Source organism: Arthrobacter sp. 10N418 (assembly GCF_056394725.1).
In genome coordinates, this window is sequence record NZ_JBFTIK010000008.1 from 1 (window position 1) to 16,618 (window position 16,618).

General features: G+C 67.0%; 14 protein-coding genes. 5 read left to right on the top strand and 9 right to left on the bottom strand.

The genetic code is table 11. The features are described from left to right. A partial coding sequence (locus tag AC1DCZ_RS08125) for an HNH endonuclease (protein WP_476974131.1) occupies positions 1–410 on the top strand: 410 nt, incomplete at its 5' end. On the opposite strand, the gene AC1DCZ_RS08130 is transcribed toward AC1DCZ_RS08125, so the two are convergent. Beyond that, entirely contained in the window at positions 384–1,256 is an 873-nt protein-coding gene (locus AC1DCZ_RS08130) for a sulfurtransferase (RefSeq protein ID WP_476974132.1), read from the bottom strand. The genes AC1DCZ_RS08125 and AC1DCZ_RS08130 overlap by 27 nt on opposite strands. A 47-nt stretch (positions 1,257–1,303) precedes the next feature. Between AC1DCZ_RS08130 and AC1DCZ_RS08135 the strand changes: the two genes are divergently transcribed. Beyond that, positions 1,304–2,404, top strand: a complete 1,101-nt coding sequence (locus AC1DCZ_RS08135; RefSeq protein ID WP_476974133.1) for a PLP-dependent cysteine synthase family protein — start codon at positions 1,304–1,306, stop codon at positions 2,402–2,404. A 4-nt stretch (positions 2,405–2,408) separates the two neighbouring features. On the opposite strand, the gene AC1DCZ_RS08140 is transcribed toward AC1DCZ_RS08135, so the two are convergent. Further along, positions 2,409–3,065 carry an MBL fold metallo-hydrolase gene (locus AC1DCZ_RS08140; protein WP_476974134.1) on the bottom strand — a complete coding sequence of 219 codons (657 nt, stop codon included), beginning with the start codon at positions 3,063–3,065 and terminating at the stop codon, positions 2,409–2,411. Between the two features lie 105 nt (positions 3,066–3,170). Here AC1DCZ_RS08140 and AC1DCZ_RS08145 point away from each other — a divergent pair, with 105 nt between their 5' ends. Beyond that, positions 3,171–3,632 carry a Fur family transcriptional regulator gene (locus tag AC1DCZ_RS08145; RefSeq protein ID WP_476974264.1) on the top strand — a complete coding sequence of 154 codons (462 nt, stop codon included), beginning with the start codon at positions 3,171–3,173 and terminating at the stop codon, positions 3,630–3,632. Between the two features lie 25 nt (positions 3,633–3,657). Here the strand turns inward: AC1DCZ_RS08145 and AC1DCZ_RS08150 are convergent, their stop codons facing one another. From AC1DCZ_RS08150 to AC1DCZ_RS08180, 7 genes are all read right to left on the bottom strand, one after another. After that, a complete protein-coding gene (locus tag AC1DCZ_RS08150; protein WP_476974135.1) occupies positions 3,658–4,563 on the bottom strand; it encodes a hypothetical protein in 906 nt (301 codons plus the stop codon). Positions 4,564–4,587: 24 nt separating this feature from the next. Beyond that, entirely contained in the window at positions 4,588–5,478 is an 891-nt protein-coding gene (locus tag AC1DCZ_RS08155) for a metal ABC transporter permease (protein WP_476974136.1), read from the bottom strand. Between the two features lies 1 nt (position 5,479). Then, the gene (locus tag AC1DCZ_RS08160) at positions 5,480–6,295 is read right to left on the bottom strand and encodes a metal ABC transporter ATP-binding protein (RefSeq protein ID WP_476974137.1); all 816 of its coding nucleotides are present in this window, start codon (positions 6,293–6,295) and stop codon (positions 5,480–5,482) included. 101 nt (positions 6,296–6,396) lie between these two features. Then, the gene (locus AC1DCZ_RS08165; protein WP_476974138.1) at positions 6,397–7,359 is read right to left on the bottom strand and encodes a metal ABC transporter solute-binding protein, Zn/Mn family; all 963 of its coding nucleotides are present in this window, start codon (positions 7,357–7,359) and stop codon (positions 6,397–6,399) included. A 169-nt stretch (positions 7,360–7,528) separates the two neighbouring features. Continuing rightward, positions 7,529–8,593: a hemolysin family protein gene (locus AC1DCZ_RS08170; RefSeq protein WP_476974139.1), complete on the bottom strand. Its 1,065-nt coding sequence runs from the start codon at positions 8,591–8,593 to the stop codon at positions 7,529–7,531. Continuing rightward, positions 8,590–9,927, bottom strand: coding sequence for a hemolysin family protein (locus tag AC1DCZ_RS08175; RefSeq protein WP_476974140.1), 1,338 nt, complete (start codon positions 9,925–9,927; stop codon positions 8,590–8,592). The genes AC1DCZ_RS08170 and AC1DCZ_RS08175 overlap by 4 nt, the downstream gene beginning before the upstream one ends. A 309-nt stretch (positions 9,928–10,236) precedes the next feature. Next, positions 10,237–11,688, bottom strand: coding sequence for a GuaB1 family IMP dehydrogenase-related protein (locus AC1DCZ_RS08180; RefSeq protein ID WP_476974141.1), 1,452 nt, complete (start codon positions 11,686–11,688; stop codon positions 10,237–10,239). A 313-nt stretch (positions 11,689–12,001) separates the two neighbouring features. Between AC1DCZ_RS08180 and AC1DCZ_RS08185 the strand changes: the two genes are divergently transcribed. Continuing rightward, the gene (locus AC1DCZ_RS08185; RefSeq protein WP_476974142.1) at positions 12,002–15,817 is read left to right on the top strand and encodes a multifunctional oxoglutarate decarboxylase/oxoglutarate dehydrogenase thiamine pyrophosphate-binding subunit/dihydrolipoyllysine-residue succinyltransferase subunit; all 3,816 of its coding nucleotides are present in this window, start codon (positions 12,002–12,004) and stop codon (positions 15,815–15,817) included. Between the two features lie 87 nt (positions 15,818–15,904). Then, positions 15,905–16,504, top strand: a complete 600-nt coding sequence (locus AC1DCZ_RS08190; RefSeq protein ID WP_476974143.1) for a GDSL-type esterase/lipase family protein — start codon at positions 15,905–15,907, stop codon at positions 16,502–16,504. Positions 16,505–16,618 lie beyond the last annotated feature (114 nt).

A 16,618-nucleotide genomic window follows, 5' to 3' on the forward strand; every position in this document is an offset into this window, starting at 1 on the left:
CCTGCCGCACCCCCTACTGCGACGCCCCCATCCGCCACCTGGACCACATCATCCCCTGGCACAACAACGGCCCCACCACCCACACCAACGGCCAAGGACTCTGCGAAGCCTGCAACCACACCAAAGAAACCCCCGGATGGAGCAACAGAACGGCAATCAATCCGGGTGCCACCGGCAGCACCAGACACACCGTCCAGATACAAACCCCCACCGGCCACACCTACCACTCCACCGCACCACCCCTGCCCGGAACACCAGGGCTGCCATGCCACGGCGGAAGGGCAACAGAACCGATGGACGGGCATAACCGCCGAGAACAGCGGCATCGCATGAAGGCACGGAAGCGGCATCACGTGGCGGGAATGTCGGCCGCCACGAGGCCCCTAGTCCCGGGAGGGGTCGCTGCCTGACGGCGCGGCGCCTGTTGCAACGTCGTTTGAAGGATTGTTGGACCATTCCGAAAACGAACCCGGGTACAGTGCCGCGGAAAAGCCGGCGATCTCCAGCGCCGCGATTTCGTGGGCTGCCGTCACGCCGGAACCGCAGTACACCGCGAGGGGCACGCCGGACCGGACACCGAGCAGCCCGAAGCGCTCCCGAAGCTCCGCCGGCGGCAGGAAATGCCCATCCGACGCCAGATTCCCGGTGGTGGGCGCGCTCAGCGCGCCGGGAATGTGCCCGGCGCGGGGATCCACGGGTTCAATCTCGCCGCGGTACCGCTCCCCTGCCCGGGCGTCGAGCAGCACTCCGCGGCGGCCCCACGCCGCTGCCTGCCCGGCGTCGATCACGGGCATGGCACCATCAGCGAGAGTCACATTCCCCGGTGCCGGCTGCTCAGGCCCGTCCGCGAGTTCGTACCCGGCGGCACGCCAGGCGGCCAGGCCGCCGTCGAGCAGGAACACGTCCACGAACCCGGCGTTGCGCAGCATCCACCACAGCCTTGCGGCTGCCATATTGCCGCTGTCGTCGTAGGCCACCACCACGTCCCCGCTCCGGAGGCCCCAGCTGCGCGCAGACTGCTGGAACTGCTCCGGCGGAGGAAGGGGATGGCGTCCGCGGCCGGAATCGGCCGGGCCGGCGAGCTCAGTGGCGAGATCGACGAAGACCGCTCCGGGGATGTGTCCGCGCAAATAGTGGTCGTGACCGTGCGGGTCACCCAGCGCCCAGCGCACGTCCAGCAAAACCGTGCGCCGGCCAGCTTCGCGCGCGCCGTCCAGTTGGTCCTTCAGGGCAGCTGCATCGATGAGGGTGTCCATGCGCCCACTCTATCTTCGGGGTCCCTCCGCCCCGGTAGGCTGAAGCGGTGAACACCGCGCGCAAGCAGGACCGGGCCTGGGCGGACGAAGCCGTCCGCAGGATCAGCGCCGAGAACAACCGGTCCGCCGACACCCACCTCTATTCCGTGCCGCTCCCGGACCATTGGGGGGTGCAGCTGTACCTGAAGGACGAGTCCACGCACCGCACGGGCAGCCTGAAGCACCGGCTGGCACGTTCGCTGTTCCTGTTCGGTCTGGTCAACGGCTGGATCCGGGAGGGCACCACCATCGTGGAGGCCTCCAGCGGCAGCACGGCTGTCTCGGAGGCCTACTTTGCGCAACTGTTGGGGCTGCCGTTCATCGCCGTCATGACGCGGACCACCAGCAGGGAGAAGATCGCCCTGATCGAACAGTTCGGCGGATCCTGCCTGCTGGTGGAGCACGCCTCCGAGGTCTACGAGGCTGCCGCCGAACTGGCCAGGAGCAGCAACGGCCACTACATGGACCAGTTCACGTACGCCGAGCGGGCCACCGACTGGCGCGGCAACAACAACATCGCCGAGTCGATTTTCGGCCAGCTGGCATTTGAAGAGCATCCGGTCCCCGAATGGATCGTGGTGGGCGCCGGCACCGGAGGCACCAGCGCCACGATCGGCCGCTACCTCCGGTACCACCGCCACGGCACGCGCCTCGCCGTGGTGGATCCGGAGAACTCGGCGTTCTACCCGGGCTGGCTGGACGCCCGCGACGCCGGTGCTGCCGCCTCTGGTGCCGCGCGGGGCCTGCCCTCCCGGATCGAGGGCATCGGCCGGCCGCGGATGGAGCCGAGCTTCGTTCCGGCCGTGATCGACCACATGATCCAGGTCCCGGACGCGGCATCGGTAGCGGCGATGCGGCACCTGCAGGAGCACGCCGGGCTGCACGCCGGCCCGTCGACCGGCACCAACCTGTGGGGCGTGTGGCAACTCATCGCCGGGATGATCGCCGAGGGCCGCCGCGGCAGTGTCGTCTCACTGATGTGCGACGGCGGCGACCGCTACGCAGGCAACTACTACCACCCGGAGTGGCTACGTGCCCAGGGGCTGGATCCCGGACCGCATGAGGCGACCCTCGGCAGGTTCTTCGCAACCGGCGCCTGGCCGGACTAGCTCCCTACACCTCGACGGAATCGCCGCTGGAAAGGTGCTGGTACTCCGTTCCGTACCTGGCGCCGATCCGGGTCACGTGGGCCTCGATAAGCCCAAGGCCGGCCTGGTTGAGGAGCGCATCGTGGATCGGGAAGGCCCTGGGTGCGCGGACACCGATCACAAAGTCCACCACTTCGCCCACCTTGTTCCACGGGGCGTGGATGGGTACCAGCAATGTGCGGACATCGATGCCGTCGGGAATCGCAAAGGAGTCGCCCGGGTGGTAGACATTGGAATCCACCAGGTAGCCGACGTTGGCCACCACCGGAATCTGCGGGTGGATCAAGGCGTGCTGGCCGCCGAAACTCCGGATTGAGAACCCTGCAGCCTCAAAGTCCTCGCCAGCTGCCACGGTATGGATCCGGTCGGCAGCATCGCCCGCCTTTCCCCGCAGCGTTCCCGCCACTGCCTCGGGTGCGAAAAGCTGCAGCGAGCTGTTGCCCAGCAGTGCTGCGACGACGGCATCGACATCCACGTGATCCCCATGCTCATGGGTGATGAGCACCGCATCTGCGCCGGCAAGCGCCTGGTCGGTCTCGGAGAAGGTCCCCGGGTCGAACACCAGGACACTGCCGCCCTTTTCGAGGCGGACACAGGCATGGGCGAATTTCGTCAGCTTCATCCGGCCAGCCTAGGCACTCGTCGCCGCAGTGTCCACGAAGCCCGGCTGGTAATCTTGGACATTGCCACCCCCTTGGCGAGACCCACCAGCGAAGCGAGTTCCACGATGTCCCAGGGCGCCCCCGCCGGCAGCAGCCCGACTCCGGCCACGGCACCCGCGGCCGGCAAGGAGCAGCGCGTCACGAAGCAGCGCCTCGCGGTCAGTGCCGCCCTGGACGAACTGGCGGACTTCGTCAGCACCCAGGAGCTGCACCGGATCCTGCAGGAGCGCGGAACCGCCGTATCCCTCGCCACCTCCTACCGGATCCTTCAGTCCCTCGCCGACGACGGGCTCGTGGATGTGCTGCGGAACGCCGACGGCGAGGCCGTGTACCGGCGCTGCGCTGTCACCGGACACCACCACCACCTGCTGTGCCGCAGCTGCGGCAAGACCGTAGAAGTGGAAGCACCCGCCGTCGAGGCCTGGGCAGCCCGGATCGCGAAAGAGCACGGCTTCACGGCCGTGGAACATACTGTGGAGATCTTCGGGCTCTGCCGCGAGTGCACGGCCCTGCAGGGCGGCGCTTAGCCGGAGTTGTGCCGACCGGTCCGCCCTAGTCCCGATTGAACCTGATCCGGCCCAGCTCGTTGGCGAGCACCAGCGACTGCGCGTCCAGTGTATAGATCGACGGCGCCCTGAAGTAGTCGGTCGTCCAGGTCCGATATCCAGCCTCCGGGCCGGCACATCCGTCAGCCGACTCCGCCATTGCAGCGGGATCAGGAGTCAGCCCGAACGAATCGATGGTGACGGGCACATTCAGCACTCCGCACGGCATCTGCACCACCATGGTCAGCGACCCGCCCAGACGGTTGAAGCTCATGTGCAGCGGCGTGGAGGTCAGCCAGTACAGGTTCTGGCCAGGGGCGTTCGCTGACGTTGAGGTAAACGAGCCGCACTCGAGCGGGCCGGCCGTGCCGCTCTGGCCGTAACCGGCATCGCGGCAGCCCGGCGGGACAGTCCCGGCACCCGTCGCGGGAACAGTCGCCGGCTCCACGAGCGGCGTCTTGAGGTCGGATCCGTTGCCGGGTCCCAGGCCGGCGCCTCCCGTCGGTCGATTTTTTGAGGTTCCGATGACCAGGCCCCAGCGCTCATTGCTCCAGGAGATCATGTAGTCGACAGTGGCTGCGTGGCCCTTTCGTGACGCCTCGACGCTGGCCACTTCCGGGAAGTCGTTGCTGAGGCCGATCTGCCAGGAACCCGGCGCCCATCCCCGGGTGGAATCGACCAATTGTTGTGCCTCGGGACGGACGTTGACGCGATCCTCCGGGACCAGCTTTTCGACCTCCTCCACCGAACCGGAGATCGCCGCAGCCAGGACGCTCCGGGCAAAGGCCTCGCGGGCCGACATATCCGGCGGAAGCGGGTCCGCCACGCAGGCCACCAGTGACACCATCGGCACGAGCACCAGTGCAGCGACGCACAGGAATCGCTTCCCCGCCCTCTTCAATCCAATGCCCATGGCTGCACCCTACCGCGCCGCGCCTCAGGCAGCCGACGCCGGGGAAACCCGCAGGACCCGCCCGTTGATTCCCCGCTTCGTCCGGATGCCGCCGACCACCCGGCACACCACGTAGATCAGGAAGGACAGCGTGGTCACATAGGGGCTGATTGGAAGCCGGCCGCCGAGGGCCAGCAGGATGCCGCCGACCGTCGCGGTCATGGCGAAGACCACGCTCAGGCTCACCACCAGCCGCGGGGAGGACGTCACCCTCAGGGCGGCCGCCGCCGGAGTGATGAGCAGCGCCAGCACCAGGAGTGCGCCCACGATCTGGATGGACAGCGCCACGCTCACGCCGAGCAGCACCATGAAGCCGATCGCGAGGGCCCGGACCGGCACGCCGCGGGCCGTCGCGACGTCTGGGTCCACACTGGCGAAGGTGAGCGGCCGCCAGATGGCGACGAGCGCCAGCATGACCAGCACGGCGACGGCGGCCAGCACCTGCAGCTGGACGGTTCCGACAGACACGATCTGCCCCGTGAGCAGGCCGAACTTGTTGGCCGCCCGGCCCTCGTAGAGCGAGAGGAAGAGGATGCCCAGGCCAAGCCCGAACGGCATGATGACGCCGATGATCGAGTTCTTGTCCCGTGCACGCACGCCCATCACGCCGAGCACCAGGGCAGCCGTCACGGATCCCGCCAGAGAGCCCACGATGATGTCCGCACCGATCAGCAGCGCGAAGGCCGCCCCGGCGAACGAGAGCTCGGAGATACCGTGGACGGCGAAGGCCAGGTCCCGCTTCATCACGAAGGTTCCCATCAGGCCACCCAGCAGGCCGAGCACGGCTCCGGCCCAGATGGAGTTCTGCACGAGGACCAGCAGTTCGCCATAGTTCTCGAAGTTGAAGATTGAATTCAGCACGGCACCCAGATCCATGTCAGCCCATCTCCCCCGCCACCGCGTGCGCGTCCTCATGGTGGTGCGTCGTGGCGTCCGGGAGCCCCACCACGATCAGGCGGCCGTTCGCCTGGACCACTTCCACATGGCTGCCGTACAGATCGGAGAGGACCTCCGTCGTCATGACCTCGGCGGGCGTTCCGACGCGGAACCGGCCGCCGGCCAGGTACAGGACCCGGTCCACGTAGTCCATGATCGGGTTGATCTCATGCGTGACGAAGACGACCGCGCTGTCGGCCTCGTGGCACTGTTTGTCAATCAGCGAGCTGACGGCCTGCTGGTGCTGCAGGTCCAGGGACAGCAGCGGTTCGTCGCACAGCAACACCTTGGGGCCGGTCGCGAGGGCCTGGGCCACCCGCAGGCGCTGCTGCTCGCCGCCGGACAACTGGCCCACCGGTACCTTGGCATATTCCTCTGCACCCACGAGTTCCAGCAGTTCATCGATTTTGCGGTTCACTTTCGCGGCACCGATCCGGATGCCCCAGCGGTGGCCGTCTACGCCCAGGCCCACGAGGTCGCGGGCGCGCAGCGGCGTATCGGGATCGAAAGACTTCTGCTGCGGGATGTAGCCGATGGCCCGGCTTCCCCGTTCAACCGGCCTGCCGTCAAGCACGGCCGTGCCGGCGCTCAGCTCCTGCAGTCCGAGGAGGACCTTGAGGAAGGTGGTCTTGCCGCTGCCGTTGGGCCCGAGCACAGCAAAGAATTCGCCCGGGTTGATGTCGAGGTCCAGGCCCTCCCACAGGGTCCGCCTGCCGAACGCGAGAGCGGCACCACGGAGGCTCACTACTGGTGTCAAAGGAGGTTTCCTCGATTTCCTGCGGAGCCGACTGCTCACGCTGTTGCGATTATCTTAGGCCCGGGCCGGCTGGTGAGGACCGGTTTGCGGCCTGGTTGCCGCTAGGCCAGGGCCTTGCTGATGCTGTCCACGTTGCCGCCCATCCACTGCAGGTATGACTGGCCTTCGGGCAGGGTTTCGCTGAAGTTCAGCACCGGAACGCCCGCAGCCTGGGCGGCCTTCTTCACCGCCAGGGTCTGCGGTCCTTCGGTCTGCGGGTTGTAGGCCAGGAACCGGATTCCGCCTGAACCGACGAGATCTACGGCAGCCTTGAGGACGGAGGGCGGGACATCGGCACCTTCTTCGATCGCCGTGGTGTACCCGGCCGGAGTTTTGTTTTCCAGACCGGCGGTTTCGAGCAGGTACAACGGTACGGGCTCGGTGATGGCCACCGCCGCGTGGCCCGCTGACGCCTTGATGGCCGAGAGCCTGGCCGACAGGGCGCCGAGCGAGTCCTTGAACGCCGCCGCGTTGGTCCGGAAGATCGCCGCGGAGGAAGGTTCCAGGCTGCCGAGCTTGTCGGCGATGGTGTCGGCCAGGCGCGTCATGGCGGGCAGGCTGTACCAGACATGCTCATTGAAGCCGGCCTTCCCGCCGCCGGCGGCATCGGAGGCGGCCGATGGCCCGGCAGCGCCCTGGGGAGCGAGCCCGGAGACTGCCACGGCGCTCAGGACGTTATTGCCGTCGAGCCCGGTGTCATCGGCGAGCTTGCGGATGAAGTCGTCGTAGCCGCCGCCGTTCTCGACCACGAGTTCGGCCTTGGAGACGGCCAGCTTGTCCTGGGTGGTGGCCTCGTAGGAGTGCGGATCCTGGCTCGTGCGCGTGATGATGGAGCTGACATGAACCTTGTCCCCGCCGATGCTGCGGACGATGTCCCCATAGACGCTGGTGGAGGCCACGACGTTGACGACGCCGTCCCCGGGCGTGCCCCGGGATCTCCCCTGCATGGGTCCGCCGCAGGCTGTGAGCAGTATGGCGGCGCCGGCAAGGGCGGCCGCCATGGCACGGGCAGCGGGACGGCGCACGGGAGACCTCGGATCTGTTATTGAGAATCAGGAGCATTAGCAACAGCTCGAGTGTATCCCTAAATAGGAATCATTCCTATTTAGGGATACCCGGCGCCGAAGCTACCGGTCGGGGCTACCCGGCGCAGCTACCGGTCGGGGCGACCCGGCGCCGAAGCTACCGCGATGGCTACTGATCCTGCCCGAGCCTCCGGTAGCCCGTGGCCTGCGTCGCGTCCCGTATCTCGCCGACGAGCTGCTCGATCACGTCCTCGAGGAACAGCACGCCCTGGGTCAGTCCGTCCGGGCCAATCACGCGGGCCAGATGCGATCCGGTCCGCTGCATGACGGACATGGCTTTCTCGATCTCGTCGTCCATGGCCAGGTTCGCCAGGGACCGGATGTGGCTCTCCGCAATCGGCGTGTGGTAGCCGGCCTCCGGGATGGAGAGCACATCCTTGATGTGGAGGTAGCCCGAAAGCATGCCGTCGTCATCGAGCATCGGAAAGCGGGAGAACCCGGTCCGGCTCACGGCCTTCTCGAATTCCGCCGGCGTGGTGGCCGCTTTGAGCATCACGAGCTTGTCCAGCGGGACCATCACGTGGGACGCGGCGTGTTCGGAGAACTCCAGCGCACCGGTGATCAGCCCGGCGTCGTCATCCACCAGCCCGTGACGCGTGGATTCCTGCACAATCGACTGGACCTCCTCGAGTGTGAACGAGGACGTGACCTCATCCTTCGGCTCGATCCGCAGGAGCCGGAGGATGTGGTTCGCGGACCAGTTCAGGGCCACGATGGCCGGCTTCAGCATCCGGGCAATGAAGATCAGCGGCGGAGCGAGCAAGAGTGCCGCCTTGTCCGCAACCGAGACGGAGATGTTTTTCGGCACCATCTCGCCAAAGGTCACGTGCAGGAACGTGACAGCCAGGAGTGCCACGGCGAACGCCGCGATATCCGCAATTTCCGTCGGAACGCCTACCGCCCCGAGCGGCACCGCCAGGAGGTGGTGGATCGCGGGTTCCGCAACCTGCAGGATCAGGAGGGAGCACACCGTGATGCCGAGCTGCGCGCAGGCAAGCATCAGCGAGACGTTTTCCATGGCGCGCAGCGTCGTCTGTGCGCGCACGGATCCGGCCTCGGCCAGCGGCTCGATCTGGCTCCGGCGCGCGGACATGACCGCGAATTCTGCGGCCACGAAGAAGGCGTTGCCGACCAGGAGGACGGCAAGCCAGAGAATTCCTACCCAGTCGCTCATGCGGCACCCGCCTGGCCGGCTGGGTGGTCAACGCCGGGAACCCGGACGGGCCGGAAGCAGATCCGGTCGATCCTGCGCCCGTCCATCCGGGTCACGCTCAGCGTCCCGCCGCCGACGGCGACGGTGTCCCCCACCATGGCGATGCGGCCGAGCTCGCTCATCACATACCCGCCCACTGTTTCGTAGGCAGCTTCGTCTGGCACGGAAAGGCCCGGGATCTGTTCGGAGAGTTCATCGGGGCGGAGCAGGCCAGGGAAGTACCAGTCACCCGAGGCGCTCTGGAGCAGCCCGGGCCGGACCTTGTCGTGTTCATCGGCGACTTCCCCGACGATTTCTTCGACAAGGTCCTCAAGCGTGGCCACGCCAGCTGTTCCGCCGTATTCGTCCAGGACCACGGCCAGCTGCAGGTTGCCTTCGCGAAGCTCGGCGAGCAGGGCGTCGAGGTGGATGGTTTCGGGCACGCGCAGGACATCGGTCATGATGGCGCCGGCCTGGAGGTTTGCACGCCGGTCCGAGGGGACGGCGATCGCTTTCTTGATATGCACCACTCCGCGGATGTCGTCCGAGGATTCGCCGATCACCGGGAACCGGGAGTAGCCGGTGCGTTTGGCCGCCTCCACGATGTCCGAGACCGGCTGGTCGGCGTCGATCGTCTCGACCCGGATCCGCGGGGTCATGACGTCGGCTGCCGTACGCCCGGAGAACTTAAGTGTGCGCGCGACGAAGTTGGCGGTCCCGACGTCGAGGGTGCCCATCGCCGCGGACCGGCGCACGAGTGAGGCCAGCTCGGCGGGGGTCCGGGCACCGGAGATCTCCTCCTTGGCCTCGAGGCCAAAGATGTTGAGGACCTTGTTGGAGAACCCGTTGAGGACCACGATGGCCGGCTTGAAGACGGCGGTGAAGACCAGCTGCGGCCGGGCAAGGGCCTTGCCGATCGGAAAGGACAGCGCGATTGCCATGTTCTTGGGCACCAGCTCGCCGATCAGCATGGACAGTAGCGTCGCAATGATCATCGCGATGACCAGTGAGACGGAGACGGCGGCTGCCACGGGAACCCCGACGGCGGTCAGGGGGCCTTCGAGCAGCTGGCCGACGGAAGGTTCCATGACGTAACCGGTCAGGAGGGTGGTCATGGTGATGCCGAGCTGGCAGCTGGAAAGCTGGGTGGAGAGGGACTTGAGGCACCTGAGCAAGGGCGCGGCGGCGGTATCGCCGCTGTCCACGGCGCGCTGGACAGTGGACTGGTCAAGGGCGACCAGGGAAAATTCGACGGCCACGAAGAAGCCTGTGCCGAGAATGAGCAGGAGGCCTGCCGCAAGGAGGATCCACTCCATTAGCGGCCTGCTTCCGGCGCGGCGCACTGGTGCAGGCTGGAGTGCTGGAGCAGTGTGCTCCGGCAGCGTGATCGCTGGAGCTTTCGCCCCGGCGGAGGATGGTCAGCGGAGGCCGACCCTGTTTCCTGGAAGACTCCGGCGTGGTGCCCTGCCGGAGAATGATGGGCACGTGTTCGGGGTTTGCCGGCTCTGCGGGTGGGCTGTGCGGGAACGGCGGGCGTTCTGCGCTGACAGCCCCCAGGCCGGCACCTAGATTTACTGTCCATAAGAATGCCAGTCTACAGGAGCAGCCACCGCCGGCCGCCGGAATTACCAGCTCTGCGGGACCGGACGGCCTTCCTCGTAGCCTGCCGCGGACTGGATCCCCGCCACGGCACGTTCCCGGAAGGTGGCGAGGTCGGCCGCACCGGCGTAGCTCATGGAGCTGCGCAGACCGGCGGTGATCATGTCCAGCAGGTCCTCCACGCCCGGCCGGGCGGCGTCCACGTACATCCGGGACGTGGAAATGCCCTCCTCGAACAGGGCTTTCCGGTCTCTCTCGAAGGCGCCCTCGCGCTGGTTGCGGTTCTGGACAGCCCTGGCCGAAGCCATGCCGAAGCTCTCCTTGTATTGCCTCCCGTTGGCGTCCAGCTGAAGGTCACCCGGGCTTTCGTGCGTGCCGGCAAACCAGGAACCGATCATGACCTGGCTGGCGCCTGCGGCCAGGGCCAGGGCGACGTCGCGCGGGTAGCGGACCCCGCCGTCGGCCCACACCCTGCCGCCGGCATCCCTGGCCGCGGCGGAACACTCGAGAACGGCCGAGAACTGCGGGCGCCCCACGGCCGTCATCATGCGGGTGGTGCACATGGCGCCAGGGCCGACGCCGACCTTGACGATGTCCGCCCCGGCCTCGATCAGCTCGCGCGTCGCCCCGGCTGTGACGACGTTGCCGGCCACCACAGGCACGCCGGGATTGAGGCCCTTCACGGCGGCCAGGGCTTCGAACATCTTCTGCTGGTGTCCGTGCGCGGTATCAAGGACGAGCACGTTAACGCCGGCGGCCAGCAGTTCGGCGGCCCGCCCGGCAACGTCACCGTTGATCCCGACGGCGGCAGCCACCTTGAGCTTGCCGTCCCCATCCAGGGACGGGCGGTACAGCGTGGAACGCAGGGCGCCCTTCCTGGTGAGGACGCCGGCCAGGACGCGGGCCTGCTGCACGGGCGCGTAGTCCGTGCCGGCGGCATCCATCGCATCAAAGGCCCGGCGGAGGCCGGCGTCCGAGCCGCCGTCGAGCGTTTCAGCGTCCAGGACCAGCGGCTGGTGGCGGATCACGGAGGCCAGCGAGGCGAAGCGGTCCTGGCCCTCGCAGTCGGCCGCGCGGACGACCCCCGCGACGGCACCGGCTTCGTCCACGACCACCACGGCCCCATGCGGGCGCTTGCCCATGAGGTGGAGGGCATCGATCACCGTGTCCGCGGGAGTCAGGCTGACCGGGGTTTCCAGCACCGGGTGGCGGGTCTTGATCCAGGCCGTGACGTCCCGGATGACATCGAGCGGCACATCCTGCGGCAGGACCGCCAGTCCGCCGCGGCGCGCCATGGTTTCGGCCATCCGCTTGCCTGTCACCGCCGTCATGTTCGCGGCGACCAGCGGAATGGCCGAGCCCGTGCCGTCGTCCGCGGCGAGGTCCACATCGAGCCGCGAGGTGACATCGGAACGGGACGGCACCAGGAAGAGGTCGGAGTAGGTCAGGTCGGTGGTGGGCTCATTCAGGAAACGCACGGTTGCTCCTTTGTAGGCGTACTCAGTGTTAACATGCATTCCCGGCGCCACACGGGTCCTCCCTGCGATTCTAGGCGAGGCCGGCGAGGCCGCGGCGCGGCCCTGCGGAGCCGCCCGGCGGACAATGTCGCGGCGCTGAACTGCGGCGTCCGGACGAGTTCATGATTTGAGTCACGCTTATTGGCGGTTTGGCAAGAATCGTCACTAGACTGGCATGGGTCTGGGTTCACTGGACGCAGAGACTGGTTCGATCGTCGTGCCGCGGCACCGTGGAAACCAGAGGAATCAAACTCATGGAAGAGGCGTATTTCAAGTGCCAGAGCAGCCTAGCCACCGTCTACCAGAGGAATTTGGCGGAAACGAGTGGCTCGTTGACGAACTGTACGAGCGTTACCAGCAGGACAAGAACACGGTTGACGCCAAGTGGTGGCCCCTGTTCGAATCCTTCGACGCCGGTGATGGCTCGTCTGCCAACGGAACGTCAGGCGCAGCACCTGTTGCGCACCCCACGACACGTGAACTTCCCGTTGTAGCGCCTGCTGCCGCGGCTCCGGCAGCGCCGCCGGCAGCGCCTGCAGCACCCGCTCCGGTTCCTGCCCCGGCCGCGACTGCAGCACCGGCTCCTGCTCCCGCCCAGAAGGCCCCCGCCACTGTCGCCCGCGACGGCGGCCGCAGCCAGGACGCCGGGACCGCCGCCCAGCCGATTCCGGCCCAGCTGCCCAAGAACGTCAAGGCCCCTACGGCCCCCGAGGAAGATGTCGTCTCCGTCCTCCGCGGCCCGGCGAAGGCCATCGCCTCCAACATGATCACCAGCCTCGAAGTGCCGACCGCCACAAGCGTCCGTGCCATCCCTGCGAAGCTGCTGATTGACAACCGGGTGGTCATCAACTCCAACCTCGCCCGCGCCCGCGGCGGCAAGGTTTCCTTCACGCACCTGATCGGCTACGCCGTCATCCGCGCCCTCTCCCAGTTTCCGTCGATGAACGTCTACTACGACGTGGTCGACGGCAAGCCCGTGGCCGTGCAGCCGGCCCACGTGAACTTCGGCATTGCCATCGACATGCCCAAGCCGGACGGCACCCGACTGCTCATGGTGCCGAACATCAAGAAGGCGGAGACACTCAACTTTTCCGAGTTCTGGCACACCTACGAGGACCTGATCAAGCGTGCCCGCGCGGGCAAGCTGACGGCTGATGACCACTCCGGTACCACCGTTTCCCTGACCAACCCTGGCGGCATCGGCACCGTGCACTCGGTACCCCGCCTGTCCAAGGGCCAGGCCGCCATCATCGGCGTCGGCGCGCTGGACTACCCCGCGGAATTCCAGGGTGCCAGCGAAAAGATCATCGCGCACAACGCCATCAGCAAGGTCCTCACTCTGACGTCCACCTATGACCACCGCGTCATCCAGGGTGCCGGCAGCGGCGAGTTCCTGAAGCTGGTCCACCAGCTCCTGCTTGGCGCCCAGAACTTCTACGACGAGATCTTCGAGTCCCTCCGCATTCCGTACGAGCCCGTGCGTTGGAGCCCGGACCTGCAGGTGGACCCGGCCGACGAAATCAACAAGGTCGCCAGGATCCAGCAGCTGATCCACGCCTACCGCGTCCGGGGCCACCTCATGGCGGACACCGATCCGCTCGAGTATGTCCAGCGCAAGCACCCGGACCTCGACGTCCTGACCTACGGCCTGACCCTGTGGGACCTGGACCGCGAATGGCCCACGGGCGGTTTCGGCGGCAAGCCGATGCTGAAGTTCCGTGACATCCTCGGCGTCCTCCGCGACGCCTACTGCCGCACGGCCGGCATCGAATACATGCACATCCAGGACCCGGCCGAGCGCAAGTGGTTCCAGGACCAGATCGAGCACCCGTACTCCAAGCCGAGCCGCGATGAGCAGCTGCGCATTGTCTCCAAGCTCAACGCTGCCGAAGCCTTCGAGACGTTCCTGCAGACGAAGTTCGTCGGCCAGAAACGTTTCTCCCTGGAAGGCGGCGAGTCCCTGATTCCGCTGCTCGACGCCATCATCTCCGACGCGGCCGACGACGAGCTCGACGAGGTTGCCATCGGCATGGCCCACCGCGGCCGGCTCAACGTGCTCACCAACATCGCGGGCAAGACCTACGCGCAGGTCTTCCGCGAATTCGAAGGCACGCAGGACCCGCGCTCCGTGCAGGGCTCCGGCGACGTGAAATACCACCTCGGCACCGAAGGCACCTTCACCTCCGACGCCGGCAAGGAGACCAAGGTCTACCTCGCCGCGAACCCGTCCCACCTGGAAGCCGTGGACTCCGTCCTGGAGGGCATCGTCCGCGCCAAGCAGGACCGCCTGGACCAGGGCGAAGCCTTCCCCGTGCTGCCGATCATGGTGCACGGCGACGCTGCTTTCGCGGGCCAGGGCGTCGTTGCGGAAACACTGAACCTTTCCCAGCTGCGCGGCTACCGCACCGGCGGCACCATCCACATCGTAGTGAACAACCAGGTCGGTTTCACCACCGCGCCGTCGTCGTCCCGGTCGTCCACCTACTCCACGGACGTCGCCAAGATGATCCAGGCACCGGTGTTCCACGTGAACGGGGATGATCCGGAGGCCGTGGTCCGGATCGGCCAGCTCGCGTACGAGTTCCGCCAGCGCTTCCACAAGGACGTTGTCATCGACATGGTCTGCTACCGCCGCCGCGGCCACAACGAGGGCGACGACCCCTCGATGACGCAGCCGCTGATGTACAACCTGATCGAAGCCAAGCGTTCGGTCCGCAAGCTGTACACCGAATCGCTGATCGGCCGCGGTGACATCACCGAGGAAGAAGCCGAGCAGCTGCTGCGCGACTACCAGGAACGCCTGGAGCGCGTCTTCGCCGAAACCCATGCCGCACAGACGTCCCCGATTCCGATCATCACGGCCGATTCCGCCGCCGTGTCCGACATCGAGCGCCCCATGGCCCAGCAGTCCGATACCGGCGTCAAGGCCCCGGCGTCGACCGCGATTTCCACGGAAATGCTGGCCCGCATCGGCAAGGCCCACATCGAGATCCCCGAGGGCTTCACCGTCCACGCCAAGCTCAAACAGCTCCTTGAGAAGCGTGAGCTGATGTCCCGTGAAGGCGGCATCGACTGGGGCTTCGGCGAGCTCGCGGCCTTCGGTTCGCTCATCATGGAAGGCGTCCCGGTCCGGCTGGCCGGCCAGGACTCGCGCCGCGGCACGTTCGTGCAGCGCCATGCCGTCTTCCATGACCGCGCCAACGGCGACGAGTGGCTGCCCCTGGCCCACCTCTCGGAGGACCAGGCCAAGCTGTGGATCTACGACTCCCTGCTCTCGGAATACGCTGCCATGGGCTTCGAATACGGCTACTCCGTCGAGCGCCCGGATGCCCTCGTGCTGTGGGAGGCGCAGTTCGGTGACTTCGTCAACGGCGCGCAGACCATCATTGACGAGTTCATTTCCTCGGCCGAGCAGAAGTGGGGCCAGCGCTCCTCGCTCGTGCTGATGCTGCCGCACGGCTACGAAGGCCAGGGACCGGACCACTCCTCCGCCCGCATCGAGCGCTTCCTGCAGATGTGTGCCGAAGAGAACATGATCGTGGCAAACCCGACGACGTCGGCCTCGCACTTCCACCTGCTGCGCCGCCAGGCCTACAGCAGGCCGCGCAAGCCGCTGATCATCTTCACCCCGAAGCAGCTGCTCCGCCTCAAGGCCGCAGCGTCCTCCGTGCAGGACTTCACCACGGGTTCCTTCCTGCCCGTCATCCCCGAGCACGAGCAGCTGCAGCCGGACGCCGTCGAACGCGTCCTGCTGGTCTCCGGCCGCCTGTACTACGATCTCCTGTCCACGCGGCAGAAGACCGAGGACAAGACGACGGCGATCGTCCGCGTTGAGCAGCTGTACCCGCTGCCGGCCGCCGCGATTGCCGCGGAGCTGGCCAAGTACCCCAACGCCGAAGTGGTCTGGGCGCAGGACGAGCCCGCCAACCAGGGTCCGTGGCCGTTCATCGGCCTCAACCTTCCGGACGCGCTGGACCGCCGTGTGCGCCTCGTTTCGCGCCCCGCCTCGGCTTCCACCGCCGCAGGGTCGATGAAGCGCCACGCGGCCGAACAGGACAGCCTGCTCAAGCAGGCGTTCGCCCGTAAATAGTGTCATCGCTGCCCGGCCGGAGACTGAATCACGCAACTCCGGCCGGGCAGCTTTGTTTAATGAACAGCGTGGAGTGAAGAGGTAGTCGTGGAAGATCGAAAGTTGCGCATTGCGGCCGTTGGGGACGAGCTGTTGGCCGGGCTTGGTGATCCACGCGCGCTGGGCTGGTTCGGCCGCGTCCTGGCCCGCACGCCCCAGGACGGCCTGGAACTCGAAAGCTACTCCCTGCCGTGTCCCGAGGAAGGCACGGAGGCACTGGCTGCGCGCTGGTTCGAGGAGGCGGGCCGCCGGTTCGGCCACCACCACGAGAACCGCCTGGTGATCGGCCTGTCCGGCCGCGACATCGAATTCGGCCTCTCCACCGCGCGGAGCCGGCTGAACCTGGCGAACATCCTGGACTCCGCCACGCAGAACAAGATCGAAGTCTTCGTCGTGGGGCCGCCGCCCACCCTGGACCCGACGCAGAACCGCCGGCTCGGCGAGCTCAACACGGCATTCGCCGACGTGACCACGCGCCGGAAGCACCTCTACGTGGACACCTTCTCCCCGCTGCTGAACCACGAACAGTGGCGCCAGGACCTGGCCGCCAACGGCGGGACGCCGGGCCAGGCCGGCTACGGACTCATGGCCTGGCTCGTGCTGCACCGCGGCTGGTTCCAGTGGCTCGGAACTGACGCGCCGGAGTAGGCCTCCGCACCGCGCAACCAGCACATGGCAGTCCGCATTGCGAGGGCCATTCCGCCGGGGAGTATCGCGATATATCTTGACGGGCGGTAGGGCGCGATATATCGTGACTTAAAC

What these genes read in the sequence shown, in the direction of transcription:
- AC1DCZ_RS08150 (WP_476974135.1), bottom strand. Translation starts at nt 4,563, where the DNA reads ATGGGCATTGGATTGAAGAGGGCGGGGAAGCGATTCCTGTGCGTCGCT.
- AC1DCZ_RS08130 (WP_476974132.1), bottom strand. Translation starts at nt 1,256, where the DNA reads ATGGACACCCTCATCGATGCAGCTGCCCTGAAGGACCAACTGGACGGC.
- AC1DCZ_RS08175 (WP_476974140.1), bottom strand. Translation starts at nt 9,927, where the DNA reads ATGGAGTGGATCCTCCTTGCGGCAGGCCTCCTGCTCATTCTCGGCACA.
- AC1DCZ_RS08155 (WP_476974136.1), bottom strand. Translation starts at nt 5,478, where the DNA reads ATGGATCTGGGTGCCGTGCTGAATTCAATCTTCAACTTCGAGAACTAT.
- AC1DCZ_RS08140 (WP_476974134.1), bottom strand. Translation starts at nt 3,065, where the DNA reads ATGAAGCTGACGAAATTCGCCCATGCCTGTGTCCGCCTCGAAAAGGGC.
- AC1DCZ_RS08170 (WP_476974139.1), bottom strand. Translation starts at nt 8,593, where the DNA reads ATGAGCGACTGGGTAGGAATTCTCTGGCTTGCCGTCCTCCTGGTCGGC.
- AC1DCZ_RS08145 (WP_476974264.1), top strand. Translation starts at nt 3,171, where the DNA reads ATGTCCCAGGGCGCCCCCGCCGGCAGCAGCCCGACTCCGGCCACGGCA.